Below are 26,037 nucleotides of genomic sequence, written 5' to 3'. Positions count from 1 at the left end.
TCCTGGATGGTGCGTGGCTCGCCGCGCGAGACGCCCGACGCGGCCCTAGCCTGGTGACGGCGGCGCACCCCGCGCGCCGCCCGAGGAGGCGACCATGGCACACATCGTCCTAATCCACTCGGCGCTTGGCCTCACCCCGACGGTGCTCGCCTGGGCGGAGGACATGCGCGAGGCGGGCCACACGGTCGTCACGCCCGATCTGTTCGGCGGCGACACGTACGAGGACGTGGATCGAGGCGTGGAGCGCGTCGACTCGGTCGACATGTCCGTGCATGTGCGGCGTGCGCGCGAGCTGATGGGCGAGCTCGGATCGGAGCGCGTCTACGCGGGCTTCTCGTTCGGTGCTGCGGTCGCGCAGATCCTCGCGTTGACGGATCCCGAGGCGCGCGGCGTGGTGCTCATGCACGGGGCCCTCGCGCCCCACTGGGTTCCGGAGGGGAGCTGGGGTGGCGACCTCACCGGCCAGCTTCACTACGCGCGCCACGATCCCTGGTGCGACCCCGAGGAGATCCAGGCCTTCGTGCAGATGGCTCCCGACGGTGCGCTTGAGGAGTTCTCCTATGAGGGAGCCGCGCATCTGTTCGCCTTCGAGGAGTCGGGCGAGCACGACGCCTATCAGGGCGCTCTGATGCACGACCGCGTGATGGAGTTCCTCGCGGACCTGTAACGCGCTGCCGGCCGACCGCGCGCACCTACAGCCGCGCGAGCGTCTCGATATCCTCCGCGAACTGGCTCGCCACCTCATCGGACACCGTCGCGCGCGTCACCGAGACGGCCTCGAGGTAGTCAGCGGTGGTCGGCCCGGCCGCGCCGCCACCGTCCACCGCCGCCTCGAGCGCGGCCTGCGACGCGCGTCGGGCGGCGAACTCGATGTCGGCCGGCGTGAACCCGGCCGATGCCTCGACCACTGCGGCCAGGTCGAGCGCCTGCTCGGCCGCGGGAGGAACGAAGCGGGACCAGATCGCTGCCCTCGCCTCCGCGTCGGGCAGGCCGATCGGGATGACGTAGTCGAAGCGTCCGTGGCGCAGGAAGGCCGAGTCGAGCGAGCGGATGAAGTTCGTGGCGCACACGAGGAGGCGGTCGGGGCGTTCGCGGAACGCCGGGATGATCTTCAGCAACTCGTTCGTCACCCCCTGGAGCGGCGAGGGCGGGTCGCCGCGGCGGTGCGAGGCGATCTCCTCGACCTCGTCGATGAGCACCACCGCGTGCTCGAGGTCGTCGATCTGCCTGAACGTCTCGCGCAGCGCGCCCGCCAGGCCGGCCGGGTCGGCGGCGAGGCGCGACGGAAACACCTCGACGAACGACCACTCGAGGCGCGACGCGATGGCCTTGGCGAAGGTGGTCTTGCCGGTGCCTGGCGGGCCGAACATGACGACCGCGCGCGGGGGCGCGACGCCGTAGCGGTCGGCGAGGTCGGGCTCGGCCAGCGGCAGCACGAGCCGCTTCTCGATGAGGTCCTTCTCGTGGCGCATGCCGGCGACGCCGTCCCAGAGTCCGCGCGGCAGCACCCGGCCGCCGAGCTCCTCCAGCAGCGCCATCTCCTCGCGCTGCACCGGAAGCCGGCGCTCGAGGTAGCGCACAGCCTTCTTCTCCGAGAACCCGGCGTCGCGGTAGGCATCGAGGTAGGCCTGCTCGGCGGGCACCAGGGCGGAGAGGACGGCTGCCCCCGCCTCGGCGACCCGAGACTCGAGCGCCGCGAGCAGGGAGGCTCCGATACCGCGGCCGTGGAACTCGTCGGCGACGCCGTGGAAGACCACCCAGGCCTGGTTGTGGGCGCGGCGCCCTACCGCTGCTCCGACCACGTCGTCTCCGACGCATGCGACCACGGCGATGTCCTCGGTGACGGAGGTCAGCACCTCGGCGAGCGCGTAGACGGGCTCGGCCCCTGAGGCGCGCGAGGCCTCCCACAGGCGCACGACGTCCTCGAGGTCCTCGGCGTGCGCATCGCGGATCTTCCAGGTCATCGCTGCCTCCCTGCACGTCGGTGTGCGGCTGTGCTCTCACCGTAGGGGCTCGTCGGCCTCAGTGCAGGGAAGCGTACCCCAGGGGGTATGAGAGCGCTAGGGTGTTGTCACTCTCGCCGTACCACGGCGCGCGTATGTCGCCGCTCCGTTCTAGCGTGGTGCCGACGCAATCACCCCGGAGGCAACTATGGCAACCGTCGTGCTCTTCCACTCTGCTCTCGGCCTCACCGGTCATCTGCGGCAATGGGCCGACATCCTCGAGCAGGACGGGCACACCGTCCTGACTCCCGACCTCTTCGACGGGCACACCTTCACCGACCTCGATGCCGGCGTGGATCACGTGGACGCCGAGGGCGTGGAGCACTGGGTGGCCCGTGCTCGCGAGCTCACCGCACGCGTGCAAGGCCCGCGCATCTATGCAGGCTTCTCGCTCGGAGGCGCGGTCGCGGAGATCCTCGCGCTCACCGAGCCCGACGCGGCGGGCCTGGTCGTCATGCACGGCGCCATCTCGCCTGCCTGGTTCGAGATCCACGAGTGGCCCGTGGACCTCGTCGCGCAGCTTCACTACGCCGCACGCGATCCCTGGGTGGACGCCGACGACAACGCCGCGTTCCTCGAGCTCGCGGGCGAGGCGTGCGAGGAGTTCGTGTACCCGGGCGAGGGGCACCTCTTCGGCTTCGAGGGCTGGCACGAGTACGACGAGGTCGCCTCGCACGACATGTACGAGCGCGTGAGCGAGTTCCTGTCGGAAGTCGACGGCTGAGAGCCGCGCGCGGATGCGAGACTGACGGCATGACCGATTACCAGGTGACTCAGCTCGGACCCCTCGACCAGTGGCGCGCCCACTACGGCGGCTTCGTCCCCGACCGCTCGCGCGAGGGGCGCAGGGTCGTGGACCACGAGCTGCCCATGCAGTACGTCGGCATGACCGCCAACGCGCTGGTCCCAGGCGAGGAGGCAGGCTACTGGCACACCCACTCGTCGGACGAGGAGCTCTACGTGTTCCTCGCCGGTGAGGGCCAGATGGGCCTCGACGACGACGTCGTGGACGTCAGCGCCGGCTCGTGCATCCGCGTGGGCCAGGGCGTGTGGCGCACATGGCGTGCGCTGCCCGAGAGCCCCACGGAACTGCGGTGGCTGTGCATCCGCGGCGACGGCGCGGAGCTCCCGCACCTGCCGGACGACGCGCAGCGCGACGAGGCTCGCCCGTCCCCCTGGAGCTGAAGGCACTCAGCCGCGCTGCAGTTCCTCGCCCAGTTCGCGTGCGCGCGCGATCGCCGCGTTCGCACCAGCGGAGAAGACACCCTGCAGGCCCGCGGACTCCATGGCCGCGAGCGCGGCGAGCGTGGTGCCGCCCTTCGAGCTGACCTTCGCGCGCAGCTCGGCGGGGGTCTCCCCAGACTCCTCGAGCAGCGCGCCCGCACCGATCAGGGTCTGCGCCGCGAGCGCCTCCGCGAGCTCGCGATCCAGCCCGTTGGCCATGCCTGCCGCGGCCATGGCCTCGGCGACGGCGTAGAAAAACGCGGGGCCCGAGCCCGACACGACCGACACGCCCGCGATCTGATCCTCCGGCACTCGCGCGACGAGGCCGGTGCCCGCGAGGATGCGCTCCGCGAGCGCCATGTGCTCTTCGGTGGCGTGAGCGCCCGCCGAGATGGAGGTGGCGCCCTTGCCCAGCCGCGAAGGCGTGTTGGGCATCGAGCGCACGACCGCAGTGCCGGGCGCGAGCAGGTCCTCGTAGAAGCTCGACGGGAGGGCCGCAGCGACGGTGAGCACGAGCGCGTCAGCGCTCACCGCGCTCGCGATCTGCGTCAGCAGTGCCCTCATGTCCTGCGGCTTGACCGAGGTGACCACCACGTCGGCCCCGGTCACGGCGTCGGCCGCATCCGTGGTGACCTCGACGCCGAACTCCGCCGCGACCGTCTCGAGCCTCGCGGCGGTGCGTCCCGCCGCGACGATGCGGTCAGCGGGCCACCCCGCTCCCCTCAGCGCAGAGATGACGGTGGTGCCGATGGTGCCTGCACCGCCCAGGACGGCGACGCGGGGATACGTGGTCTCGCTCATGCGTTCCAGGCTATCCGGCCACTCGGCTCAGGCGGTCCGGCGCCGCAGAGTCGTGACGCCGAGCACGAGCGCGCCGACGATGAACCCGACGAGGATCGTCACCTCGGGCCAGATGCCTGCCACGTTGTCCGCGAGGATGTCGTTGATCGCGTCGATCGAGTAGCTCAGCGGCAGCACCGTGGAGATCCAATACAGGACGTCGGGCATGTCCTCGCGAGCCATGAACAGGCCAGCGATGAGCAGTTGCGGCAGCAGCACGACGGGCATCATCTGTACGGCCTGGAACTCGGTGCGCGCGAGCGACGACGCCGCGAGCCCGAGCGCGGTGCCGAGCAGTGCGTCGAGCACGATCACCAGCACCAGCCCCCACACGGGTCCGGCGACGTCGAGGCTCAGGACGTACACGGAGTAGAGCACGAGCAGCGTGCCCTGCACGATCGCGACCAGGCCGAACGCGAGCGCGTATCCGAGCACCACGTCGCCGCGGCGCATGGGCGAGGCCATGAGGCGCTCCATGGTGCCGCTCGTGCGCTCCCTGAGCGTGGCGACGGACGTGATGATGAACATGAGGAGCATCGGGAACAGGCCCATGAGGCGCGCGCCGAGCGGGTCGAACAGCGGCATGCCGGTGGCGGGATCGGGGGTGTCGCCGAACATCCACCACAGCAGCGTGAGCAGCAGGAGCGGCAGCACGAGCATCATCGCGATGGTGCGCTTGTCTGCGCGCAACTGCAGGAGGACGCGCTTGGCGGTCGCGGCGGTCAGGCGGGCGTTCATGCCGCTTCCTTCCCTCGGGCGAGGGCGAGGAAGGCAGACTCCGCGTCCGTGGTGCCGGTCTCGGCCGTGATCTCCTCGAGGGTGCCGTCCGCGAGGATGCGGCCCTCGCGCAGGAACAGCAGACGGTCGCATCGCGTCGCCTCGTCCATGACGTGGCTGGAGACCAGCAGCGTGGTGCCGCCCTCCGCGAAGTGGCGGAAGAGCTTCCACAGGTCGTCACGCAGCGCCGGATCGAGTCCGACGGTGGGCTCGTCGAGGACGAGCAGGTCGGGCCGGCCGAGGATGGCGGCGGCGAGGGAGACGCGCGAGAGCTGGCCCCCCGAGAGGGTGCCGACGATCTGGTCGGCCTGGTCGGCGAGCCCGACGCTGGAGATCGTGTGGGTCACATTGTCAGCGTCGGCGCCCACGAGCGCACCGAAGTAGGCGAGGTTCTGGCGCACCGTGAGGTCGCCGTAGACAGAGGGTGCCTGCGTGACATAGCCGACGCGGTGGCGCAGGGGCGCGGTGCCAGCCTCGATGCCGAACACCTTGACGTCGCCGCCCGCGATGATCTGCGCTCCCACGATGGAGCGCATGAGGGTGGACTTTCCTCCTCCCGAGGGGCCGAGCAGTCCGACGACGGCGCCGCGCGGCACCGTCAGCGAGAGGTCGTGAAGGACCTCCTTGCTGCCGCGCACGACTCTGAGACCCGTGATCTCGATCGCATTATTCTCCATGTGAGGAATTATGCTCCTTCTCGCGGATCACGCAACCGGACCGAGGTCCCCCGTGAGGTAGCGCTGCAACGTGGGACCGTACGCGGCGACGAGAGTGTCGAGATCCGCCGACTCGAGCGCCGCGAACCCGAGCAGATGGCGAGCCGCCGCCAGGCCGATCATCTGGCTCGCGGCGAGCGACGCGCGCAGCGCCCGCTCGGACGCCGGGATCTCGGGGTGCCCTTCGAGCACCTGCTCCAGGACGTCCGCGATGATGACGCCGCGCACCGCCTCCGCCACATCCTCGTCCGCGACGGCCGCACGCAGGATCGTCGCGAGTCGCGGGCCCTGCACCGGGTCGTCCCACAGCGACGAGAAGACCCGCACGAGCGCCTCGCCAAGGTGGGTGGGGGGCAGCGCGGCAAGCGCGACCAAACGCGGGTCGTCGCGCTGCGCGGGCCGCAGTGCCGCCACGAACAGCTCGACCTTCGAGTCGAACCAGTGCCTCACCATCGCGGGATCCACGCTCGCCTCGCGCGCGATCGCGCGCATCGAGGTCCCGGCGTAGCCGTCCCGCATGAAGACCGCGGCCGCGGCCGCGACGATGTCGGCACGGGTGTCGGTGCCCGCGCCGCGCGGACCGCGCGACCGGGTCACAACCCGAAGAGCCGGTAGATCTCGAGGTTGGCGTCCGGGTCCTCGCCCGAGGCGATCATGACCGCCGTGCCATTGCGCCACACGACGGTGCCGTCGTCGAGGATCGCGCGTTCGCCGAGCTCTGCCCCGCCCTCGCCGAGGAGGGACTCACGATCGGTCGCCTCGCCCACCAGGGCCGCATAGGCCGCCGTCGCCTCCTCGACCGTGTAGTGCTGGATCGCGCGCACCGACACCGCGGTGGAGCCATCGGAGTACACCAGGTCGTACGCCTCGGCCGCCCGCTGCGGAAGCCCGGAGCGGAACGGATCCAGCGCCGTCGACTCCGTCAGCGCATACGTGCTCACTGTCAGCGGCATGGCCGCAAGGAAGTCCGAGGGATCCTCGGGGGCGACCGGATCGATCGTGGGTCCAGGAGGCCCGGCCACGTGGGTCTCCGCGGGTATCGCGACGTCCTCCGGTGCGAGGAACGCGAGGTAGATCCCGTAGGCCGCTGCTCCCCACACGGCGAGGCCCGCCACGACCAGCGCGGCGACGATCCCCCACGAGATCGGCGCGCGGTCGCCAGGCTCGGCGTCCGTGCCGTCGCCGCCCTCGCCGTCGCCGGCACCTTCCTCCGTGGACGCGATCGGCGGGAGCACCGCCGTGGAGGCGTCCATGCCCGACGCGGGGGCCTCCCCAGCGTCGGCCGTCGCCTCGTCGTCGGCGCCGGGAGCGTCCGCGAGTCGCATGGTCGGCCGGTAGGGCGCGGCGGAGGTGACGGTGTCCTCGAGCTCGGGGATCCGCCACGTCGGCGGGATGCCAGAGGGCGGCGTGGTCACCCCGGCGCTGGGCGTCGCCGCGGCGGCTCCTGCGGCCGCGGCGGTCATGACGGCTGCGGTGCCCGCAGCGTCGGGGTCGTCCCCGGACGCCGCGTCCGTCGCTGCGACGTCTTCGGTCCCCGAGTCCTCGGGGGCGAAGACGACGCCGCGCGGCTCGAAGCGCGGCACGAATGGGGCAGCGTCATCGGCAAACGGGTCCGAGGCATCGTCGGCATCCTCCGGATCACCGTCCCCCGACGGCTCGACGTGCGACGGCAATGGGACGCCTGCCATGGGGGTCGGCGCGCCAGACGCGTGCAGGGCGGCGTTCGTGACCGCGCTCTCGCCGAGGCGCCTGAACGGGTCCTCGGCGTCGTCACGCACCGCCGTCTCCGCGCTCAGCCCCGCGGGGCGCAGATAGGGCGACAGCGGCATCGACATCACGGGCGCGAAGGTGCGGGAGCCGGGCTCGGGCTGTATCTCGTCCGCCGCGGGCGGCTGCACCGGGGCGACGACGTCGTCGGCCTCGTCTGCGTCGTCGATCGGCTCAGGGTGCACCGGCATCGGGCGGAACGCGGGCATGGCCGGCTTCGTGGGCGCGGTCTCGCCGCGACCTCCGAGCAGCGCCTCCCACTCGGACGTGCTCGACCCGTGCTCGGAGCCCCCGTTGTCCGCCATGGGGCCAGCCTAGGGCCGCACGCCCTGAATGCCCCGAAAGCGCGGCGGGGCGGCGTTGTCACACCGCGCGGCTACCGTGTTCGCATGGCCACCACCACCCGACGCTCGACCCCCGCGTACCGCTGCACCGAATGCGGCTGGACGGCCGCCAAGTGGGTGGGCCGCTGCGGCGAGTGCCAGGCGTGGGGCACGGTCGTCGAGGGTGGCGCCGCGACGGCCGGGCCGCGCACGTCCGCGACCGCTCCCACCACCGCGGCCACGCCCCTGCCCGAGGTGTCGGCGCAGGCCGCGACCCGTCGGGCCACCGGAGTAGGCGAGCTCGACCGTGTGCTCGGGGGCGGCCTCGTGCCGGGCGCGGTCGTCCTGCTCGCCGGCGAGCCGGGGGTCGGCAAGTCCACGCTCCTGCTGGACGTCGCGGCACGGGCAGCGCGCGCCGACCAGCGCGTGCTGTACGTCACGGGTGAGGAGTCCGCTGGCCAGGTGCGGCTGCGGGCCGAGCGCATCGGAGCTCTCGAGCAGGAGGTGCTGCTCGCCGCCGAGACGGACCTTGGGGCCGTCCTCGCGCACATCGAGTCGAGCCAGCCGGCGCTGCTCATGGTCGACTCGATTCAGACGATCGCCTCGGCCGAGGTCGACGGGACCGCGGGCGGCGTGAGCCAGGTGCGCGAGGTGGCTCAGGCGCTGATCCAGGCCGCCAAGACCCGTGGCGTTCCGATGATCCTGGTGGGCCACGTCACGAAGGAAGGCTCAGTCGCGGGACCGCGCCTTGTCGAGCATCTCGTGGACGTCGTGTGCCAGTTCGAGGGCGAGCAGCACAGCCCTCTGCGGCTCCTGCGCGCCGTCAAGAACCGCTTCGGTTCGGTGGACGAGGTGGGCTGCTTCCAGCTGGTCGACAGCGGCATCGAGTCCGTCGCCGACCCCTCCGGACTGTTCCTCTCGCGCGAGGGAGCCCACGTCCCCGGCACGTGCGCCACCATCACGCTCGACGGCAAGCGCCCCCTGCCCGCGGAGATCCAGGCTCTCGTCGCGCCGAGCGCGCTCAGCAATCCGCGACGCGCGACGTCCGGCATCGACGGCGCGCGCGTGGCGATGATCCTCGCAGTGCTGCATCGCCGCGCGGGCCTCGCGCTCGCGGCGGACGACGTCTACGTCTCCACCATCGGCGGCGCGCGCGTGACCGAGCCCGCCGCGGATGTCGCTCTCGCGCTCGCACTCGCGTCTGCGCGGCTGGACCGTCCCGTCCGCGAGGGCTTCGCCGCCGTGGGCGAAGTCGCGCTGTCGGGAGCTGTGAGGCCCGTCGCGGCGCTCGACCAGCGGATCGCGGAGGCCGCGCGCCTCGGGTTCACCGACGTCGTGGTGCCCGCGTCGAGGGGCGTGAAGTCCCCGAGCGGCGTGCGCCTGCATCCGGTGAGCACGCTTGCGGAGGCAGTGCACCTCGCACTCCCCGCCGAGACGGAGTCGGGATCGCGCCCGCCGTTCTAGCGGATCCGTCGTGCGCGAGAGACTCAGCTCGCGAGCTCGAACTGCACCGGCTCGGCCGCAATGCCCTGCACGGTGATCTCGGCCCAGTAGAAGCCGTCGCCCGGCGTCGAGGTCGGCGTCGCACAGCCCTCCGACGAGCGCTGCCGCGTCCAGTTCACCTGGAACATCTCGGTCGCTCCATCGGCGAGCAGCAGCTCAGTGTCGGTGAACGAGCCGTCATCTGCGCAGTCGAGCGACGAGAAGACGCGGTCTGGGCTGTCCGTCCTCCCCGACCATATGTACAGCTCTGTCCCCTCTGCGCTGGTCGACAGCAGGCACGGAGACAGCGACACGTGCTCGACGGACACGTCGAACTGCGGGAGTGAGCCCGCGCCGGACGTGAACGGATTCGGCGTGGCGGTCAGCACCACGTCCGCGTCCGTGCACGCGAAGGCGGCGCCGGGCGAGCCGGTGGCATCCGCCGTCGGGCTCGTCGTGACGGGGGGCTCGGTCGTGGTGCCGGCGCCTTCGCCATCCCCATCCCCACCGGGGGAGAAGATCAGGAACCACGCGACCACGAGCACCAGCCCGATCACGCCGAAGACGATGAGCCGACGGACCCAGTAGACCCCGGCCGGCTTCTCGCCCACGGGGTGACGCAGACCATCCATGGCCGCACTCCTTCCGCCTGTGCCACCACCGTAACCACGTTCCGTGCTGGCACGATGGAGCCATGCCGCGCACGTCCCCCACGACTCGCGACGCACGGATGGTGCGCGACGTCATCGACTGGTACGACCGTGAGGCGCGCGATCTGCCGTGGCGACATTCGGACTGCACCCCATGGGGCGTGCTCGTCAGCGAGATCATGCTCCAGCAGACGCCGGTGGTGCGCGTGCTTCCGGTGTGGAACGAGTGGATGGCGCGCTGGCCGAGTCCCGCAGATCTCGCCACCGCCGAGCAGGCCGATGCGGTGCGCGCGTGGGGTCGCCTGGGCTATCCGCGGCGTGCGAAGCGGCTCTGGGAGTGCGCCCGCGCGCTCGCGGACGAGCACGACGGCGAGGTCCCGTCGGATGAGGCCACGCTCCTTGCACTGCCCGGCATCGGCGCCTACACGGCCGCCGCCGTGGCCTCCTTCGCATTCGCCCGACGCGCGGTGGTCCTGGACACGAACGTGCGCCGGGTCGTCGGGCGGGCGTGGGGAGGTGAGCCGCTTCCAGCACTTCATCTGACCGTCCGCGAGCGCGAGCGCGCGTCTGCCCTGGTGCCTGAGGACGCCAGCGATGCGGTCCGATGGGCCGCGGGGTCGATGGAGCTCGGCGCGCTCGTGTGCACGGCGCGAGCGCCCCGCTGCGACGCGTGTCCCCTCGCCGCCGAGTGCGCATGGCTCGCGGCGGGCGCGACCGGTCTCGAGGCGGCCCCTCGCAGGACCCAGCCCTGGCACGGCACGGACAGGCAGGTGCGTGGCCGCATCATGGCGCTCCTGCGCGCGGCCTCGGCACCGGTGAACCTCAGCGGACACGCGGCGCTCGAGGACGTCGAGCCGGGACAGCTCGACTCATGCCTGGAGTCGCTCGTGGACGACGGGCTCGTGCGCGAGGTGGACGCAGACCGGGGCACCTATGCGCTGTAGGCGACCACGGCGTCGGGCGTGTGCGGCGGGTGCGCGAGGCACGGGTAGCCTGGCCGCGGACCTCAGCCATGACTACTGACGGAGGCGGAATGAGCGACCCGCGCGAGGGCTGGTACCCGGACCCCCTGGGCGAGGCGGACCTGCGCCGCTGGGACGGTGTCCGGTGGACGACGCAGACGCGCGCCCGGCCGGAGTCTGCGAGCGCGGAGTCCGATCGCCCGGAGGCGAGCCACGCGTCGAAGCGGCGCGGGGCGACGCCCATGGTGCTCGGCGTGATCGCGCTGCTCGCTGGAGCGGCCGCGCTGCTGTGGTACCTGGGCTTCCTCGGCGATGACTCGACCGTCGATGACGGCGCGCTCGCGGGCGAGGACACCGCGCAGGAGGGCCTCGCGGGCGAGGGAACGACGGGTGACTCAGACAGCGGCGACGACGCGCCTGTCGACGCTCCCGCCGAGCTCGTCGTGCCGGACGGCTTCGCCGCATGGTCGTTCGAGGACCCCTCCGTCGCGTTCGCCTTGCCCGACGCGTGGAACGATGCGACGGCGCGCTTCGCCGACTTCGTGGACCCTGCGGCGTTCGCCGCCGATGGAGACGCTGCGACGCTGATCGGCGTGTACGCGTCCGGCGCGGATCGTCAGTCGCCCGACGACACCTTCGTCATCCACGTCACGAGCGCCGACGCGACGCTCGCCGGCCAGCATGCGACGGTCCTGTCGGGGCTCGGGCTGCCCGTGGACGACTCGCCGACGGAGGCCGCGACCGCAGTGGGCTACCCGGCGCTTCGCACGCATGTCGAGGCGGGCGTCGAGGGCTTCGATCACACCGTCGACGTCGTCACGCTCGATGCCGGCGGCCAGTACGTGACGTTCGCGTGCAATGCGTACGCAGAGGGGGCTGAATGCGCCGCCCTCGACGCCATCGTCGATTCGGCGCTGATCGGCTGAACCCGCCGCAGCGTCGGGCATGCTGCGGGGCGAGCACCGCACCGTTGACGCGCGGCGCTCGCTAGAGCCACTCCGTGCCGTGCACCGCGTGGGGCTCGATCGCCGCGAGCTCGTCGTCGGTCAAGGCGGGCGCGTCGAGCGCCGCCAGGTTCCCGTGCAACTGCTTGACGGACGATGCGCCCACGAGCGCTGACGTGACGCGATCGTCGCGCAGCACCCACGTGAGGGCAAGCTGCGCCAGCGTCTGGCCGCGTTCCTGCGCGATCGCGTGGAGCGCGCGGGCGCGTTCCAGGTACGTGTCCGTGAGGTTCTTCTCGGACAGGAACGCGGAGTGCGTGACGCGCGAGCCCTCCGGGATGCCGGAGAGGTAGCGGTCGGTGAGCAGGCCCTGCGCGAGCGGCGAGAACACGATCGCGCCCGCGCCCACCTCACCCAGCGCATCCAGCAGGCCGTCTTGCTCCACGCGCCGGTCGAACATGTTGTACCGGGGCTGGTGGATCAGCAGAGGCGTACCCAGCTCGCGCAGGATGCGCGCAGCCTCGCGCGTGCCCTCGGCGTCGTAGTTCGAGATGCCCGCGTACAGCGCCTTGCCGGACCGCACCGCCTGGTCGAGCGCCATCATCGACTCCTCGATCGGCGTGTCCGGGTCCGGGCGATGGTGGTAGAAGACGTCGACGTAGTCGACGCCCATGCGCGCGAGGGACTGGTCCAGGCTCGCCAGGAGGTACTTGCGCGAACCGAAGTCGCCGTACGGGCCGGGCCACATCGTGTAGCCCGCCTTCGTGGAGATCAGGATCTCGTCGCGGTAGGCCTTGAGGTCCGCCGCGACGATGCGTCCGAAGTTCGTCTCCGCGCTGCCAGGCGGCGGGCCGTAGTTGTTGGCAAGATCGAAGTGCGTGACACCCGCGTCGAATGCGGCGAGCACGATGTCGCGCATCGTCTCGTAGGGCTTCGTATCGCCGAAGTTCTGCCACAGCCCCAGGCTGATTCCGGGCAGTTGCAGTCCCGAGCGGCCGCAACGGCGGTAGGTCATCGAGTCGTAGCGGGCAGCGCTGGCCACATGCGGATCGTGGGTCATGCCGTCAGCCTAGTGACGCGCCCTGGCAGTCGTTCAGTGCTGAGATCCACGTCGCAACCAGCACTGAGTGCATTCCAGGGCACCCCCGTGTGGGCCGGACTCGCGTGCTACGTTCCGAGAGAGGGCCGTTGTCCCGGGCGGCCCGAGGGAGCGGATCATGGCCAAGGACGAGTGGAGCGTCGACGTCTCCGTTGACATCAAGGCGACAGCCGAGACGGTCTGGGCGATCATCACCGACCTGGACGGAGCCTCGGAGGTCATGTCCGGGATTCTCCAGGTTGAGCGGCTGGGCGGCCCCGACGGGTACGAGGTCGGAACGCGCTGGCGCGAGACACGGAAGATGTTCGGCAAGGAGGCGACCGAGGACATGGAGGTCGCCTCGGTGGACGGCCCGCGTTCCACGACGATCGTCGCGCACAGCCACGGCGCGGATTACGTCTCGGGATTCGCGGTGGAGCCGATCGCCTCCGGCACGCGACTCACCATGCGTTTCACCGGCAGCCCTAGCGCCGACGCCTCCGGCTTCTCTCGGGTGATGGCCAAGATGACTGCCTCGCTCGGGGCTTCCGCCACACGCAAGGCGATGAAGAACGACCTCGACGAGATCAGAGCGGCGGCAGAGTCCCGCGCCTGACCCCGCACGAGTTGCGACCCGCACGCCCCGCACCCTGTGAGGCACTGAGTGCGCAGATTCGCTCGGCCAGAGCACCGAGTGCCTCACAGCGCGCACCCATGCCAGGTATGACGAAGGCCCGCCTCCCCAGGGGGAGACGGGCCTTCGTGATCAGGCTGGTGTCAGGACGCGTCGCCGCGGTGTGATTCGACGTCGGACCCCTCGGCCTTGTGGTCGGTGAGGTCGGTGCCCTTGCCCGTCACCACGACCGGGTCGGCCGTCGTGGGGGCGTCTGTCACGTCGTCCTTGTCCACGCCCTCGAAGGTGAACTCCGCGAGGAGTCCCTCTCCCTGAGCGTCGATGCGCACGATCTGGCCGGCGACGACCTCGCCGAACAGGATCTTCTCGGACAGCGTGTCCTCGATGTCGCGCTGGATGGCGCGGCGGAGCGGACGCGCACCGAGCACCGGGTCGTAGCCGCGCTCGGCGAGCAGCGCCTTGGCCGCGGGCGTGAGCTCGATGCCCATGTCCTTGTCCTTCATGCGCTCGTCGAGGCGGGCCACCATGAGGTCCACGATCTGGATGATCTCGTCCTGCGTGAGCTGCGGGAAGACCACGGTGTTGTCGACGCGGTTGAGGAACTCGGGGCGGAAGTGCTCCTTGAGCTTGGTGTTGACCAGGCTCTGCATCTCCTCGTACGTCTGGCCGCTCTCGCGCTGGACCGAGAAGCCCGTCGCCTGGCGACGCGAGATCGCGTCGGCGCCCAGGTTGGTGGTCATGATGATGATGGTGTTCTTGAAGTTCACCTCGCGACCCTGGGCGTCGGTCAACTTGCCGTCCTCGAGGATCTGCAGCAGCGAGTTGAAGATGTCCGGGTGGGCCTTCTCGACCTCGTCGAACAGCACCACCGAGAACGGCTTGCGACGCACCTTCTCGGTGAGCTGGCCGCCCTCCTCGAAGCCGACGTAGCCGGGAGGCGCACCGAACAGGCGGGCCACCGTGTGCTTCTCGCCGTACTCGGACATGTCGAGCGAGATCAGCGAGTCCTCGTCGCCGAACAGGAACTCGGCGAGCGCCTTGGCGAGCTCGGTCTTTCCGACTCCGGTGGGGCCGGCGAAGATGAACGAGCCTCCCGGGCGCTTGGGGTCCTTGAGGCCTGCGCGCGTGCGGCGGATCGACTGCGACAGCACCTTGACGGCCTGCTCCTGGCCGATGATGCGCTTGTGCAGCTCCTCCTCCATGCGCAGGAGGCGGCCGGATTCGTCGGAGCTGACGCGGGTCACCGGCACGCCGGTGGACATCGACAGCACCTCGGCGATCAGGTCCTCGTCCACGACCGCGGCCACGTCGAGGTCGCCGGACTTCCAGGCCTGCTCCTTCTCCGAGCGCTCCTCCGTGAGGCGGCGCTCGACGTCGCGCAGCGACGCGGCCTTCTCGAAGTCCTGCTCGTCGATCGCGGACTCCTTGTCGCGACGCACGTTCGCGATCTTGTCGTCCAGGTCGCGCAGCTCGGGCGGCGACGTCATGCGACGGATGCGCAGGCGCGCTCCCGCCTCGTCGATGAGGTCGATCGCCTTGTCCGGAAGGAAGCGGTCGGAGATGTAGCGGTCGGCCATCTGGGCGGCCGCGACGATCGCGTCGTCGGTGATGGTGACGCGGTGGAACGCCTCGTAGCGGTCGCGCAGGCCCTTGAGAATCTCGATCGCGTGGCTCAGCTCCGGCTCCGGCACCTGGATGGGCTGGAAGCGGCGCTCGAGCGCGGGGTCCTTCTCGACGTGCTTGCGGTACTCGTCGAGCGTGGTGGCGCCGATGGTCTGGAGCTCGCCACGGGCAAGCATGGGCTTGAGGATCGACGCGGCGTCGATCGCGCCCTCGGCGGCTCCGGCACCCACGAGGGTGTGGATCTCGTCGATGAACAGAATGATGTCGCCGCGGGTCCGGATCTCCTTGAGCACCTTCTTGAGGCGCTCCTCGAAGTCACCGCGGTAGCGGGAGCCGGCGACGAGCGAGCCGAGGTCGAGCGTGTAGAGGTGCTTGTCCTTGAGCGTCTCGGGCACGTCGCCGCGGACGATCGCCTGGGCGAGGCCCTCGACGACGGCGGTCTTGCCAACGCCGGGCTCGCCGATCAGCACGGGGTTGTTCTTCGTGCGGCGCGACAGGACCTGCATGACGCGCTCCTGGATCATCTCGCGCCCGATGACGGGGTCGAGCTTTCCTTCGCGCGCGGCCTGCGTGTAGTTGCGGCCGAACTGGTCGAGCACGGTCGAGCCGGCGGGCGTGCCCTCAGAGGGGCCGCCACCGGCCCCGGCAGCCGCGGGCTCCTTGCCCTCGTAGCCGGACAGGAGCTGGATGACCTGCTGGCGCACGCCGCCGAGGTCGGCGCCGAGCTTGCCGAGCACCTGCGCCGCGACGCCCTCGCCCTCGCGGATGAGTCCGAGCAGGATGTGCTCGGTGCCGATGTAGTTGTGGCCGAGCTGCAGCGCCTCACGCAGCGACAGCTCAAGGACCTTCTTGGCTCGCGGGGTGAAGGGGATGTGGCCGGACGGGGCGTGCGAGCCCTCGCCGATGATCTCCTGGACCTGCTCGCGCACGCCGTTGAGGGAGATGTCCATGGCCTCGAGGGCCTTGGCGGCGACGCCCTCGCCCTCGCGCACCAGGCCGAGCAGGATGTGCTCCGTCCCGATGTAGTTGTGGTTGAGCATGCGCGCCTCTTCCTGCGCAAGCACCACGACGCGACGGGCTCGATCGGTGAACCGCTCGAACATGTGAACCTCCCAAGAGTCGTCCGGCCGGGGCCGGGATCCTCGACCTCTCCCGAGCTGGCGAGGGGTCGATCGCATCGGGACGGATCCCGAAGCGCTTCCAGGCTAACCAGCGCGGGGGTCCCCTCATGCCCATGTTCGCCACCGGCGTGACAGTGTTCACGGCGGCGACACACGCGCGGCGCGTGCCGTGCCCGGTGGGGTTTGCCGGACGGGCCCGACACTGTGGACCGGCCGGGCGCCTGAGGCTGCGGTGGTGCGAGGGTCACCCTGAGGCGAAAGACCAGGGGGTTACCTGATCGCGCGGGGGCGGCCCGGGTGTCTAGCGTCGAGGGAGAGCCGCTGGACAAGGGGGGCGGCGCAGAGGAAAGGACGACGATGATCGAGGCGAGGGACCTCACCAAGAGGTTCGGAAGCAAGACTGCGGTGGATCACGTGACGTTCACCGTGCAGCCGGGGAAGGTCACCGGCTTCCTTGGGCCCAATGGGGCGGGCAAGTCGACGACGATGCGCATGATCCTGGGTCTGGACCGGCCCACGTCGGGCGCGGTGACCGTGAACGGCAGGCGCTATGCGGACCTGGACAGCCCGCTGCAGGAGATCGGTGCCCTGATCGATGCGAAGGGAGTGCATCCCCGTCGGTCGGCGCGTACGCACCTGCGCGCGATCGCGGCGACGCACGGGATCTCCGACGCGCGCGTGGACGAGGTGATCGAGCTCACCGGGCTGACCGAGGTGGCGCGCAAGAAGGCGGGCGGCTTCTCGCTCGGCATGGGGCAGCGCCTCGGCATCGCGGGCGCTCTGCTCGCGGATCCCAGGATCGTGATGTTCGACGAGCCGGTGAACGGTCTGGACCCTGACGGGGTGATGTGGGTGCGCCGCCTGTCGCGGCGCCTCGCGGACGAGGGCCGCACGGTGTTCCTGTCGAGCCACCTCATGAGCGAGGTGCAGCAGACCGCGGACCACGTCATCGTGATCGGCAGGGGCCGCATCCTTGCGGACGCCCCGTTGGCGGACTTCGTGAACGCGAATGCACCGGACTCGGTGCTGGTGACCAGCCCCGATGCGCAGCGCCTGGCTGAGCTGGTCGCCGCTCGGGGAGCGACGGTGACGGCGGGAGAGGACCGCGAGAGTCTCGCGATCACCGGCATCGACGCGCGTGAGATCGGTCGGCTCGCGCGCGACCATCAGCTGTGGCTCGCGGAGCTGCGCTCTGCGGGCTCGACCTTGGAGGAGGCGTACATGCGCTTGACGGCTCAGGAGACGGAGTACCGCGCGGGTGAGCCCGCTGTGGTGCAGGGCCCGGCTCCGCAGGTTGCGGCGGTGGCACGATGAGCGCCGCCGTGGTGACGCCGAGCGTGCCGGTGAAGCGTTCCGGCTATGCGCGTGCGGTGCGCGCCGAGTGGATCAAGACCTCGTCGTTGAGGTCCACATGGATCCTTGTCATCCTCGCGGTGGGGTCCCTCGTGGGCTTCCCCATGCTGGTGGGTCCCGACTGGATCGACTTCGCCGGTGGGACCAGCGCCGAGAGCGTGGACGCGGTGAGCCTGCTGTGGATCGGCGTGGACTTCGCGCTGACCCTCGTGGCGGTCCTGGCGGCGCTGCTCGCCACGGTGGAGTTCACCACCGGGATGGCGCGCAACACCTTCACGGCGACGCCGACGCGCGGGGCAGTGCTCGGTGCGAAGGCGACGGTGGGAGGGCTGTTCGCGCTGGGCGTCGGTCTGGTGGGCTTCGTGGGAGCGTGGGTCGCGAGTCTTGGCACCTTCGGTGACGCCGGCGTCAGCATCGATCTGACGGACGGGGCGACGTTGCGGCTCGTGGCAGTGCAGCTGCTCGCGCTCGTGGTCACCGCGGAGCTGGCCATCGCCCTGGGGGTGCTCCTGCGGTCGTCGGTAGGCGCGATCTTCACGATCGTCGCGATGCAGCTGATCCTGCCTGGCGTTCTGTCCTTGGTGAACAGCGACATCGCTCGCTGGGTCTCGGCGGTCCTGCCGGTGCGAGCCACCTCGGCGGCAGCGCTCACGGAAGGCCCGGCCGACGGCGTCATCGGGCTCGGCCCGAACGCCGGTGTCGCAGTGCTGGTCGCGTGGGCTGTCGTGCCGATGCTGGGTGCGCTCGTGTCGCTGCGAAAGCGAGACGTCTGAGAGGGGCTGACGGGCGGGGGGGACGCCTCCGCCCGTCAGGCTTCGAGAATGATGGTGATCGGGCCGTCGTTCACGAGTTCGACCTTCATGTCGGCACCGAAGATCCCGGTCCCCACCGTCAGCCCGCGGGCGCGCAGCGCTTCGACGACCGCGTCGACCAGGGGTTCGGCGACCGGGCCCGGAGCGGCCTGGTTCCACGTGGGCCGGCGTCCCTTGCGCGCGTCGGCGTAGAGGGTGAACTGGGACACGACGATCACGGGTGCGCCCGCGTCGAGCACGGACCGCTCGCCGTCGAGGATGCGCAGATCCGCGATCTTGCGCGCGATCAGCTCGACTTGCGCGGGACCGTCGTCGTGCGTGACGCCCACGAGCGCCAGCACGCCCTGGCGGTCGAACGACGCGGTGACGGCGCCGTCGACTGTCACGGAGGCGCGGGAGGCGCGCTGCAGCACTGCCTTCATGCGGTGCCGGTCACCACGTGCCGCGCGACGGGCCGGAGCCTGGGCGGTGGTGGGGTGCGACCTTGGGCTTGACCTCGACGAAGTACACGATCACCGCGACGATGGCGAGGATGCCGAGGAAGCCGACGATGCCGCCGCCGACGCCGATCGGCGGGGGCACCGAGAGGAACGCGATGACTGCCGCGACGCCCATGATCGCGAGCCACACCGTCTTGGTCTGCTTGCCGGCGGCGACGTAGGCCTCGTTCGAGTACTTGGAGGCGTCGATCAGGCCCCACACGGCGCCGACGAGCGCGGCGACGGACAGGGCGAGGACGACGAGGCTCTGGACGCTCGCGAACAGCACGATGACTCCCGGGTGTCGGTGGGCTGGCCGCCGGTCCATCACCGGCGCAACGGCACCACGTTAGCCGATCGAGTCAGTGGGCCCTTCAGGCCGCGGGGCACTCGCGGGCGCCTCGTCGCGGACCCTACGGCGCTTGCGAAACCCGTCAACGGCGAGCGCGATGTCGATCGCGGCGAGCGCGAACCACGTCCAGCGCTGCCACCCCTGATCCGAGAGTCCGAGCGCGATGAACACGCCCGCGAGCCCCGCCTGGATGAGCCATCCAAAGCGCTCGCGGAAGAGCGCGCCGGCGACGAGCAGTGCTACGAGCGCCAGCAGCGCGAAGATCATCAGGACGACATCCATGGTTCCCCCTTGAACCGGTCGAGCGTCAGCTCATGTCGCCGCCGTCGGCGGCGCACCCCTTGCCCATGAGCAGGCCCTTCATCGTGGGGCCGACCTTGGGCGGTCGGTCGGCGCTGAAGCCGTCGGCGTTCACGATGAGCTCCTGTGAGGCGCTGAGCGGCCCCCCGTCCGAGGGGACGACGAGCGTGGCGGAGGGGTCCGTAGAGCGCTTGAGCACTGCGAGCGCGATCGGGCCGAGCTCGTGGTGCCGCGCGACGGAGGTGATGCGCCCCGCGATCTTCGCGTCGTCCTCGACACCCATGCGCACCTCAGCGCCGATCTCGGGCAGGGCGTGCGCGGAGCCGTCGAGGTGCAGAAGCGTGAGGCGACGCGGCGGGCGGCCCACGTTGTGGACCTTCGCGACCGTCTCCTGCCCGCGGTAGCACCCCTTGTGCAGGTGAACGGCGGTGCGCAGCCAGTCCAGCTCGTGCGGGAGCGTCGTCTCGTCAACCTCGGCGGCGGCGCGGGGGCGGTAGGCCTCGATGCGCAGCGCCTCGGTGGCCCAGGTCCCGGCGAGGGACCAGCCCGACGCGAGGCGCGCGTCGACCTCGACGTCCAGGGAGGTGCGGGGGACGATCACCAGGCGCCAGCGTCGGGCATCTCCGGGGTGACCCGAGGGGTCCGCCGCGTAGGTGGTGCCCCCGTCGGCAATGTGGGGCCACGGGTCCACCCAGGTGACAGGCTCGCCCTCGGACGCCGGGGCGGAGATGGCCTCGCCGAGCGCGGCCCACTCGGACGTGACGTCGGCGACGTCCACGCGCAGCATGAATCGCATGCGGTCGAGGAAGTCGGCCAGACCGGTCGGGCTCTCGGTGATGAGCCACGTCGTGGAGCCGTCGTCCACGGCGGCGGCGACGTGCTCGATCCGCCCCTGCGGGCTGAGGATCATGAGCTCGGTGGAGACGCCTGGCGCGAGAGCCGCGACCTCCTGCGTCGTGAGCGAGTTGAGCCAGCTGAGACGGTCCGGACCAGTCACGGTCACGATGCCGAGGTGCGACTGGTCCACGACCGCGCGGCTGGCGGCGAGCGCGCGCTGCTCCGCCGTGGGGTCGCCGTAGTGCCACGCGACACCGGCGTCGAGCCCGGTGGCCTCGACGGCGCCGTGACGGCTGAGCAGGGGGCTGGCGGTAGTGGTCGTCATACGGGGAGAACGCTCAGGCCTCGGTGGGCGATTCCACGCGGCTCATGCGCGCGGCGGCATACGACTGCAGTTCCTGGCCGAATGCGGCGAGGTCCCACGCCCACATGAGCTCGCCGTTCACGTTGCCGTACATGCGGGTCGCGCCGCGCACCTCGGGTCCCGACTCGGTCGAGGCGACGAAGCGGGTCGCGAGGTCGACGCGCCCGTTGCCGACCGCGCCCATGTAGGCGCTCAGCACGCCGGACGCCTCGGTGAGCACGACCTCGAGCGGGTGCTGGAAGTCCTGCAGCTCGACGCCTTCTGGCACCGACGGCGCGACGCGCCAGAAGCCGGACTCGACCTGCCATACCTGACCCTCCTCGCCGTCGGGCCCCATGAGCGTGATGTCCGAACGGTAGGTGAGGTACGGGCCGCCGTCGTGATCGAACTCGACGCGCTGGCGGAAGGCGGACGCGGGGACGCCGGGGTAGGACAGCTCGCCGCTGCCCTCCCACGTGCCCACGAGCCACGCGAGCGGGTAGACCTCGGGTGCGAGGCCTTCGGGAAGCGTGAACGTCACCGGTTGTCGCCCTTCAGCAGACGGTAGGCGACGATGCCGACGATCCACGCGGTGGCGGCGAAGCCGAGGACCGCGAGGATGGTGAAGGTGAGCTCCAGCGCTGTCATGCGACCATCCTAGGCAACGGCTCGTGCGTGCGCCACGATGCCTGGTTCAGGCGCGACGCGTGGCCCGGGTGACGAGCAGATAGACCTCGCAGCCGAGGCAGAAGTCGAACACCGCGTTGAGGAACGACGCGACCAGGATGAAGCCGATCGCGATGTAGAAGCCCACCGCGAGGTTCAGCGCGAGGAACACGATCGCGAGCGTCGCGAAGAACAGGCCCACCTGCTGCGCGAAGCGCGGCGGGCGAAAGCTTTCGGTCTCGGCGGGCGGGGCGAGACGCGGGCGCACCCACTTCTTGAATACGGCCGACTGGACGGTGGCCTGCGGACCCACGATCGCCCCGGGCAGGAACAGCGCCGCGAGCGCGAACGCGAGGACGAGCCCGACGCTGTTGGTGCCGATCACCATCGCGAGGACGGCGAGTAGCAGCGTCCAGGCGGCGCCGAAGCGCGGGCCGCGCGGGTCGATCTGGATGTCGGTGGCCATGTCTTCTCCGGGGGGGGGTGAGAGGTGTGGGGACGAGTGTAGAGGTGCGGCGACACAAGTCCGACGCGAACGTCAGATCGCGTACTCGGTGCCGGGGGACGGCGTCGCGTCGATGGCCTCGCGCGCCTGCGCCTCGGTGGGGGCGCCGTTGATGCGCGCGACCACGACCCCGTTCGTGTCGAGCACGAGAGTGGTGGGGGTGCGCATGATGTCGAGCTCTCGGGCGAGGTCGAGCCGCTCTGACGCGTCGATGTCCACGTGGGTGACGCCTTCGTACTCGGCGGCGACGCGCTGCAGCAGGGCGCGGGTGCCGGGGCACTTCGCGCACATGGGCGTGGAGAACTGCACGTAGGTCGCGCGGTAGCCGCGAGGGGCGCCCAGCACGTCGGGGGTGAGGGCGCCCGGGATCTCGACGTGGCGCACCTGGCCCTCGCGGCGCGACCACCACCACCACCCGAGCGCGGCGAGGCCGAGCACGGCGAGCACGATGAGCGCGCGGACGAGCATGGGGGACTCCTGGGTCAGCCGACGAGGAGGCGGCCAGCGAGGTAGACGAGGACGCCGGCGAAGAGAACGGGCACGATGCCCGACGCTATTCCCGCCCACGCGCTGCGCGGGCGCGGCTCGCGCCGGTACAACTCGTGGATCAGCACCACAGATGCGGCCGCCATCGCACCGACGAGCATGCCGCCGTACCAGCCCATCTGGGGGAACACGAAGCCGAGTCCGGCGCCCGCGCCGATGCCGAAGAGGAAGGTCAGGAACGAGTTGACGCCCGCGCGGCTCGTGAGCGCGGAGAACACGGCGGCGATCGCGAGGGTGATCGCACCGACCACCACGAGGTAGGCGGAGCCGGGGGTGCGGTCGGCTGCGACCCACGCGGAGGCGGCCACGGCGATGGCCCCGCCGGCCGACGTCGAGGCGACGGCGTTGACCACATGGCCGGGTTGCGCGGGCACGAAGACCTCGACCACGAGCGATGCCACGACCACGGCGCCGAGCGCGATCGTCATGTAGCGCAGGTACGGCTCCTGTCCGCCTAGGAGCACCGCCACCAGCGCGAGCGCGGAGCCGCTCACGATCACTCCCGCAGTGACGAAGGGCCGGCCCATGTGGGTGAGGCGTGACCAGCCGAGCGCGAGGGCGACCGTGAGCACGAACACGGCGAGAGCCAGGTACCGGGTGCCGAGGAAGGCCGCTCCCGCCACGAACGTCGCCGCGGCAGCCGTGATCGACGCGCGCGTGCTCGGAGCCATGGCGGTTAGTCTGTCATGCGCCGCGCCGCTACAGTAAAGCCAGTCAGGGAGGTGGCGATGGCAGATCTGCTGGTCCTCACTCCGTCTGAGGACGGGGCCGGCGCGGTCCTGCCTGCACTCTCCCTTCTCAGCCACCGTACTCGCGTCGTGGCTCCCGAACCTTCCGCCATGCTCGATGCGATGGATGCCGACGTGCTCGTCGTGGACGCCCGCAACGACCTCGCCGAGGCGCGCAACAACTGCAGGCTCGTGCAGGTCACCGGTGTGAACGTTCCCTTGCTGCTGGTGCTGCGCGACGGCGGCATGTCGATCGTCACCAGCGAGTGGGGTGCGGACGACGTGGTCCTGGCAGATGCGTCTCCCGCCGAGGTCGAGGCGCGGATCCGCCTGCTGATGGGCCGCGCGAACTCCGAGGACCCGCTCGAGAAGGCAGCCGAGTTCTCGTCCGGTGAGCTCACGGTGGACGTGGGCGGCTACACGGCCCGGCTCAAGGGCGTCCCGCTGGACCTCACATACAAGGAGTTCGAACTGCTCAAGTACCTCATGCAGCACCCGGGCCGTGTGTATACGCGCGACCAGCTGCTCCAGGAGGTGTGGGGGTTCGACTACTACGGCGGCACCCGCACCGTCGATGTCCACGTGCGCCGACTGCGTGCGAAGCTCGGCGCCGAGCACGAGCAGCTGATCGGGACGGTGCGCAACGTCGGCTATCGCTTCGACCCGCCCGCCCCGAAGCCCGTGACGCCGGCCGAACCCGCATCGGCGTAGCAGCCGTTGTACCGAGCATGCGGAATCGGCGGCGTCGGGCAATCGTTCCCGAGCAGGACGACACCTGTTCAGCGCCGTCGGTAGTCTGAAGTCGTTCCTGACGGCCGCCCCACCGAGGAGAACCCATGGCACAGCGCGCTCCGCGCAGACTTTTCTCGCGTCTGACCCCGTCGACCGAGCGGACGCTCGCCGACGTGCTCAGGACCGAGCGCGCGGGCGGCATCCTGCTGCTGATCGGCACCGTGGTGGCGCTGGTGTGGGCGAACTCCCCGTGGGCGGAGTCGTACGAGTTCATCCGCGAGTTCACGATCGGCCCGCACTCGCTGCACCTCGACCTCACGATCGGCGACTGGGCGAAGGACGGGCTGCTCGCGATCTTCTTCTTCGTGGTCGGGCTCGAGCTCAAGCGTGAGATCGTCGCGGGCGAGCTGCGCAGGCCGGCGACCGCGATCGTGCCGATCGTCGCAGCCGTGGGCGGCATGGTGATGCCCGCACTGCTGTACGTGCTCGTGAACCTGCAGGACGGCGGCTCGATGGACGGCTGGGCCGTCCCGACCGCGACCGACATCGCGTTCGCGATCGCGGTGCTGTCCGTCGTGGGGCGCTGGCTGCCGAACGCGCTCCGGGCCTTCCTGCTCACGCTGGCCGTCGTGGACGACCTGCTGGCGATCATCATCATCGCCGTGTTCTTCACTGACGAGATCCATTTCCAGTGGCTCGCGGCCGCCATCGTCTGCATCGTGGCATTCGGCTTCCTCGCTGCCAAGCGGATCACGAGTCCGTTCCTCCTGGTGCCGCTCGCGCTCGCGGCATGGGCCTTCATGCATGCGTCTGGCATCCACGCCACCATCGCCGGCGTCGCGCTGGGCCTCATGGTCCCCGCCGTCAAGCGCAAGGGCGAGAAGCATGCGCTCGCGGAGCACTGGGAGCACCAGTGGCGTCCCGTGTCTGCTGGCTTCGCCGTGCCGGTGTTCGCGCTGTTCGCGGCGGGCATCGCGATCTCGGGAGAGGCGATCTCCACCGCAGTGTCCGACCCGGTCGCGCAGGGCGTCACGCTCGGTCTCGTGGTCGGCAAGCCGCTCGGCATCGTGCTGTTCACGTTCCTCGTGGCGACGTTCACCAAGGCTTCGCTCGACCGAGGCCTCAACTGGCTCGACGTGCTCGGCATGGCGATGCTCGCTGGCATCGGGTTCACGGTGTCGCTCCTGGTCGGTGAACTCGCCTTCGACGACGAGCGCGTGGCCGAGGTCAAGATGGCGGTGCTCTTCGCATCCCTCCTCGCGGCAGTCCTCGGCGCCGCGCTGCTCGCCTGGCGCGACCGCTTCTATCGACGCCTGTACGAGCAGCGCTCCCACCCGGTGGTCGGGCATGACCGCATGGGGGATGCCCACGCGCTCGCCGAGGAGATCGGCGGCCAGGTGGATGAGAACCACCGGCACGAGGAGCGCTGAGGCGCGCGTCGCGCCTGGCTCGTCACCGCGTCGGGCATGCCCGACGCCGTGGCCGCGCCCAGCGGGTGCGACCCGTCAGTCGGCGCGCACCTTCGCGCCGGGCGCAGTGGGGCACAGAGCGGCGATTTCGCACGAGCCGCAGTCGGGCTTGCGCGCCGTGCAGCGGCGCCGCCCGTGGAAGATCACGCGGTGCGACCACAGGGTCCACTCGCGCCGCTCGATCAGCGCCATGAGGTCGCGCTCGACCAGCACCGGATCCGCGTTCACCGTGAGTCCGAGCCGTCGCGCGAGGCGCCCCATATGCGTGTCGACGGTGATCCCCGGCACATCGAACGCATTGCCCAGCACCACGTTCGCGGTCTTCCGGCCCACGCCACGCAGCGTGACCAGGTCTTTCAGGTGCCCCGGCACCTCGCCGTCGTAGCGTTCCACGATGTCTCGGCTGAGTCCCAGCAAAGACTCCGCCTTCGCGCGGTAGAAGCCCGTGGGCTTGATGAGCCCCTCGAGCTCGTCCCGATCCGCGCCCGCCATCGCCCCCGCGTCGGGGAACCGAGCGAACAGCGCCGGCGTCACCTGATTCACGCGCACGTCAGTGCACTGCGCCGAGAGCACGGTCGCGGCGAGCAGCTGGAATGGCGTGCCGTAGTCGAGCTCGCAGTGCGCATCTGGATACACCGCAGCCAGCGCGCGGTTGACCGTGCGCGCACGCCGCACCAGTGCGATCGGAGGCGCTTCCTGCGTCGCCGTGGCGACCGTGAGGGGGGTGCGGGAGGCCATGCCAGCACCCTAGGCGATGGCCCGGGCGAGACC

At 70.8% G+C, this 26,037-nt stretch carries 28 protein-coding genes and 1 pseudogene; 11 read left to right on the top strand and 18 right to left on the bottom strand.

Features of this window, described 5'->3' with window-relative positions; translation table 11 throughout:
* Positions 1-91 precede the first annotated feature (91 nt).
* Positions 92-667 (top strand): annotated as a pseudogene (locus B7K21_RS06275) (dienelactone hydrolase family protein); the annotation flags it as partial.
* Between the two features lie 25 nt (positions 668-692).
* Here B7K21_RS06275 and B7K21_RS06270 read toward each other — a convergent pair.
* Entirely contained in the window at positions 693-1,964 is a 1,272-nt protein-coding gene (locus tag B7K21_RS06270) for an ATP-binding protein (RefSeq protein WP_084074326.1), read from the bottom strand.
* 169 nt (positions 1,965-2,133) lie between these two features.
* Here B7K21_RS06270 and B7K21_RS06265 point away from each other — a divergent pair, with 169 nt between their 5' ends.
* Both B7K21_RS06265 and B7K21_RS06260 read left to right on the top strand, forming a co-directional pair.
* Positions 2,134-2,727, top strand: a complete 594-nt coding sequence (locus tag B7K21_RS06265; RefSeq protein WP_255373744.1) for a dienelactone hydrolase family protein — start codon at positions 2,134-2,136, stop codon at positions 2,725-2,727.
* Positions 2,728-2,756: 29 nt separating this feature from the next.
* Entirely contained in the window at positions 2,757-3,188 is a 432-nt protein-coding gene (locus B7K21_RS06260; RefSeq protein ID WP_084074324.1) for a cupin domain-containing protein, read from the top strand.
* A gap of 6 nt (positions 3,189-3,194) precedes the next feature.
* Here the strand turns inward: B7K21_RS06260 and proC are convergent, their stop codons facing one another.
* From proC to B7K21_RS06235, 5 genes are read right to left on the bottom strand one after another with little or no spacing between them, the layout of a single operon-like run.
* Positions 3,195-4,028: a pyrroline-5-carboxylate reductase gene (proC, locus tag B7K21_RS06255; protein WP_084074323.1), complete on the bottom strand. Its 834-nt coding sequence runs from the start codon at positions 4,026-4,028 to the stop codon at positions 3,195-3,197.
* A 27-nt stretch (positions 4,029-4,055) separates the two neighbouring features.
* Positions 4,056-4,805 (bottom strand): ABC transporter permease, encoded by a 750-nt coding sequence (locus tag B7K21_RS06250; RefSeq protein WP_084074322.1) that lies wholly within the window; start codon positions 4,803-4,805, stop codon positions 4,056-4,058.
* The gene (locus tag B7K21_RS06245; RefSeq protein ID WP_084074321.1) at positions 4,802-5,521 is read right to left on the bottom strand and encodes an ABC transporter ATP-binding protein; all 720 of its coding nucleotides are present in this window, start codon (positions 5,519-5,521) and stop codon (positions 4,802-4,804) included. The genes B7K21_RS06250 and B7K21_RS06245 overlap by 4 nt, the downstream gene beginning before the upstream one ends.
* 27 nt (positions 5,522-5,548) lie before the next feature.
* A complete protein-coding gene (locus B7K21_RS06240; protein WP_084074320.1) occupies positions 5,549-6,157 on the bottom strand; it encodes a TetR/AcrR family transcriptional regulator in 609 nt (202 codons plus the stop codon).
* Positions 6,154-7,632 (bottom strand): hypothetical protein, encoded by a 1,479-nt coding sequence (locus tag B7K21_RS06235; protein WP_084074319.1) that lies wholly within the window; start codon positions 7,630-7,632, stop codon positions 6,154-6,156. The genes B7K21_RS06240 and B7K21_RS06235 overlap by 4 nt, the downstream gene beginning before the upstream one ends.
* Before the next feature lie 84 nt (positions 7,633-7,716).
* Here B7K21_RS06235 and radA point away from each other — a divergent pair, with 84 nt between their 5' ends.
* The gene (gene radA, locus B7K21_RS06230; protein ID WP_084074318.1) at positions 7,717-9,114 is read left to right on the top strand and encodes a DNA repair protein RadA; all 1,398 of its coding nucleotides are present in this window, start codon (positions 7,717-7,719) and stop codon (positions 9,112-9,114) included.
* A 23-nt stretch (positions 9,115-9,137) separates the two neighbouring features.
* Here radA and B7K21_RS06225 read toward each other — a convergent pair whose 3' ends face one another.
* Entirely contained in the window at positions 9,138-9,764 is a 627-nt protein-coding gene (locus B7K21_RS06225; protein ID WP_084074317.1) for a hypothetical protein, read from the bottom strand.
* 62 nt (positions 9,765-9,826) lie between these two features.
* Between B7K21_RS06225 and B7K21_RS06220 the strand changes: the two genes are divergently transcribed.
* Positions 9,827-10,726 carry an A/G-specific adenine glycosylase gene (locus B7K21_RS06220; protein WP_084074316.1) on the top strand — a complete coding sequence of 300 codons (900 nt, stop codon included), beginning with the start codon at positions 9,827-9,829 and terminating at the stop codon, positions 10,724-10,726.
* Positions 10,727-10,815: 89 nt separating this feature from the next.
* Positions 10,816-11,670, top strand: a complete 855-nt coding sequence (locus B7K21_RS06215) for a DUF2510 domain-containing protein (protein ID WP_159448429.1) — start codon at positions 10,816-10,818, stop codon at positions 11,668-11,670.
* A 61-nt stretch (positions 11,671-11,731) separates the two neighbouring features.
* On the opposite strand, the gene B7K21_RS06210 is transcribed toward B7K21_RS06215, so the two are convergent.
* Positions 11,732-12,748, bottom strand: a complete 1,017-nt coding sequence (locus B7K21_RS06210) for an aldo/keto reductase (protein ID WP_084074314.1) — start codon at positions 12,746-12,748, stop codon at positions 11,732-11,734.
* 157 nt (positions 12,749-12,905) lie between these two features.
* Here B7K21_RS06210 and B7K21_RS06205 point away from each other — a divergent pair, with 157 nt between their 5' ends.
* Entirely contained in the window at positions 12,906-13,382 is a 477-nt protein-coding gene (locus tag B7K21_RS06205; protein WP_084074313.1) for an SRPBCC family protein, read from the top strand.
* 161 nt (positions 13,383-13,543) lie between these two features.
* On the opposite strand, the gene B7K21_RS06200 is transcribed toward B7K21_RS06205, so the two are convergent.
* Positions 13,544-16,126: an ATP-dependent Clp protease ATP-binding subunit gene (locus B7K21_RS06200; protein ID WP_084074312.1), complete on the bottom strand. Its 2,583-nt coding sequence runs from the start codon at positions 16,124-16,126 to the stop codon at positions 13,544-13,546.
* A 375-nt stretch (positions 16,127-16,501) separates the two neighbouring features.
* On the opposite strand from B7K21_RS06200, the gene B7K21_RS06195 reads away from it, so the two are divergent.
* Positions 16,502-17,458, top strand: a complete 957-nt coding sequence (locus B7K21_RS06195) for an ABC transporter ATP-binding protein (RefSeq protein WP_084074311.1) — start codon at positions 16,502-16,504, stop codon at positions 17,456-17,458.
* A complete protein-coding gene (locus B7K21_RS06190; protein ID WP_084074310.1) occupies positions 17,455-18,270 on the top strand; it encodes a hypothetical protein in 816 nt (271 codons plus the stop codon). The genes B7K21_RS06195 and B7K21_RS06190 overlap by 4 nt, the downstream gene beginning before the upstream one ends.
* Positions 18,271-18,305: 35 nt before the next feature.
* Here B7K21_RS06190 and dtd read toward each other — a convergent pair whose 3' ends face one another.
* The 8 genes from dtd to B7K21_RS06150 form a co-directional block, all read right to left on the bottom strand.
* Positions 18,306-18,731, bottom strand: a complete 426-nt coding sequence (gene dtd, locus B7K21_RS06185) for a D-aminoacyl-tRNA deacylase (protein ID WP_084074309.1) — start codon at positions 18,729-18,731, stop codon at positions 18,306-18,308.
* A 10-nt stretch (positions 18,732-18,741) separates the two neighbouring features.
* Positions 18,742-19,077, bottom strand: coding sequence for a DUF2516 family protein (locus B7K21_RS06180; protein WP_200806244.1), 336 nt, complete (start codon positions 19,075-19,077; stop codon positions 18,742-18,744).
* 60 nt (positions 19,078-19,137) lie between these two features.
* Positions 19,138-19,422: a hypothetical protein gene (locus tag B7K21_RS06175; RefSeq protein WP_084074307.1), complete on the bottom strand. Its 285-nt coding sequence runs from the start codon at positions 19,420-19,422 to the stop codon at positions 19,138-19,140.
* 25 nt (positions 19,423-19,447) lie between these two features.
* Positions 19,448-20,602: a folate-binding protein YgfZ gene (locus tag B7K21_RS06170; RefSeq protein ID WP_084074306.1), complete on the bottom strand. Its 1,155-nt coding sequence runs from the start codon at positions 20,600-20,602 to the stop codon at positions 19,448-19,450.
* 13 nt (positions 20,603-20,615) lie between these two features.
* On the bottom strand, positions 20,616-21,161 hold the full coding sequence (locus B7K21_RS06165) for an FABP family protein (protein WP_084074305.1): 546 nt from the start codon (positions 21,159-21,161) through the stop codon (positions 20,616-20,618).
* Between the two features lie 153 nt (positions 21,162-21,314).
* Entirely contained in the window at positions 21,315-21,752 is a 438-nt protein-coding gene (locus tag B7K21_RS06160; RefSeq protein WP_084074304.1) for a DUF4395 domain-containing protein, read from the bottom strand.
* A gap of 72 nt (positions 21,753-21,824) precedes the next feature.
* The gene (locus tag B7K21_RS06155; RefSeq protein ID WP_084074303.1) at positions 21,825-22,259 is read right to left on the bottom strand and encodes a thioredoxin family protein; all 435 of its coding nucleotides are present in this window, start codon (positions 22,257-22,259) and stop codon (positions 21,825-21,827) included.
* Positions 22,260-22,273: 14 nt separating this feature from the next.
* Positions 22,274-23,008 carry a hypothetical protein gene (locus B7K21_RS06150; RefSeq protein WP_084074302.1) on the bottom strand — a complete coding sequence of 245 codons (735 nt, stop codon included), beginning with the start codon at positions 23,006-23,008 and terminating at the stop codon, positions 22,274-22,276.
* Between the two features lie 57 nt (positions 23,009-23,065).
* On the opposite strand from B7K21_RS06150, the gene B7K21_RS06145 reads away from it, so the two are divergent.
* Together B7K21_RS06145 and nhaA are read left to right on the top strand one after the other, a co-directional pair.
* Positions 23,066-23,776: a response regulator transcription factor gene (locus tag B7K21_RS06145; protein WP_084074301.1), complete on the top strand. Its 711-nt coding sequence runs from the start codon at positions 23,066-23,068 to the stop codon at positions 23,774-23,776.
* Positions 23,777-23,901: 125 nt separating this feature from the next.
* Positions 23,902-25,227, top strand: a complete 1,326-nt coding sequence (gene nhaA / locus B7K21_RS06140) for a Na+/H+ antiporter NhaA (RefSeq protein WP_084074300.1) — start codon at positions 23,902-23,904, stop codon at positions 25,225-25,227.
* Between the two features lie 75 nt (positions 25,228-25,302).
* On the opposite strand, the gene nth is transcribed toward nhaA, so the two are convergent.
* Positions 25,303-26,004: an endonuclease III gene (nth, locus tag B7K21_RS06135; protein WP_084074299.1), complete on the bottom strand. Its 702-nt coding sequence runs from the start codon at positions 26,002-26,004 to the stop codon at positions 25,303-25,305.
* Between the last annotated feature and the right edge of the window lie 33 nt (positions 26,005-26,037).

Source organism: Demequina sp. NBRC 110052 (assembly GCF_002090075.1).
In the GTDB taxonomy this organism is placed as follows: domain Bacteria; phylum Actinomycetota; class Actinomycetes; order Actinomycetales; family Demequinaceae; genus Demequina.
This window is presented reverse-complemented; position numbering and strand designations above follow the sequence as displayed.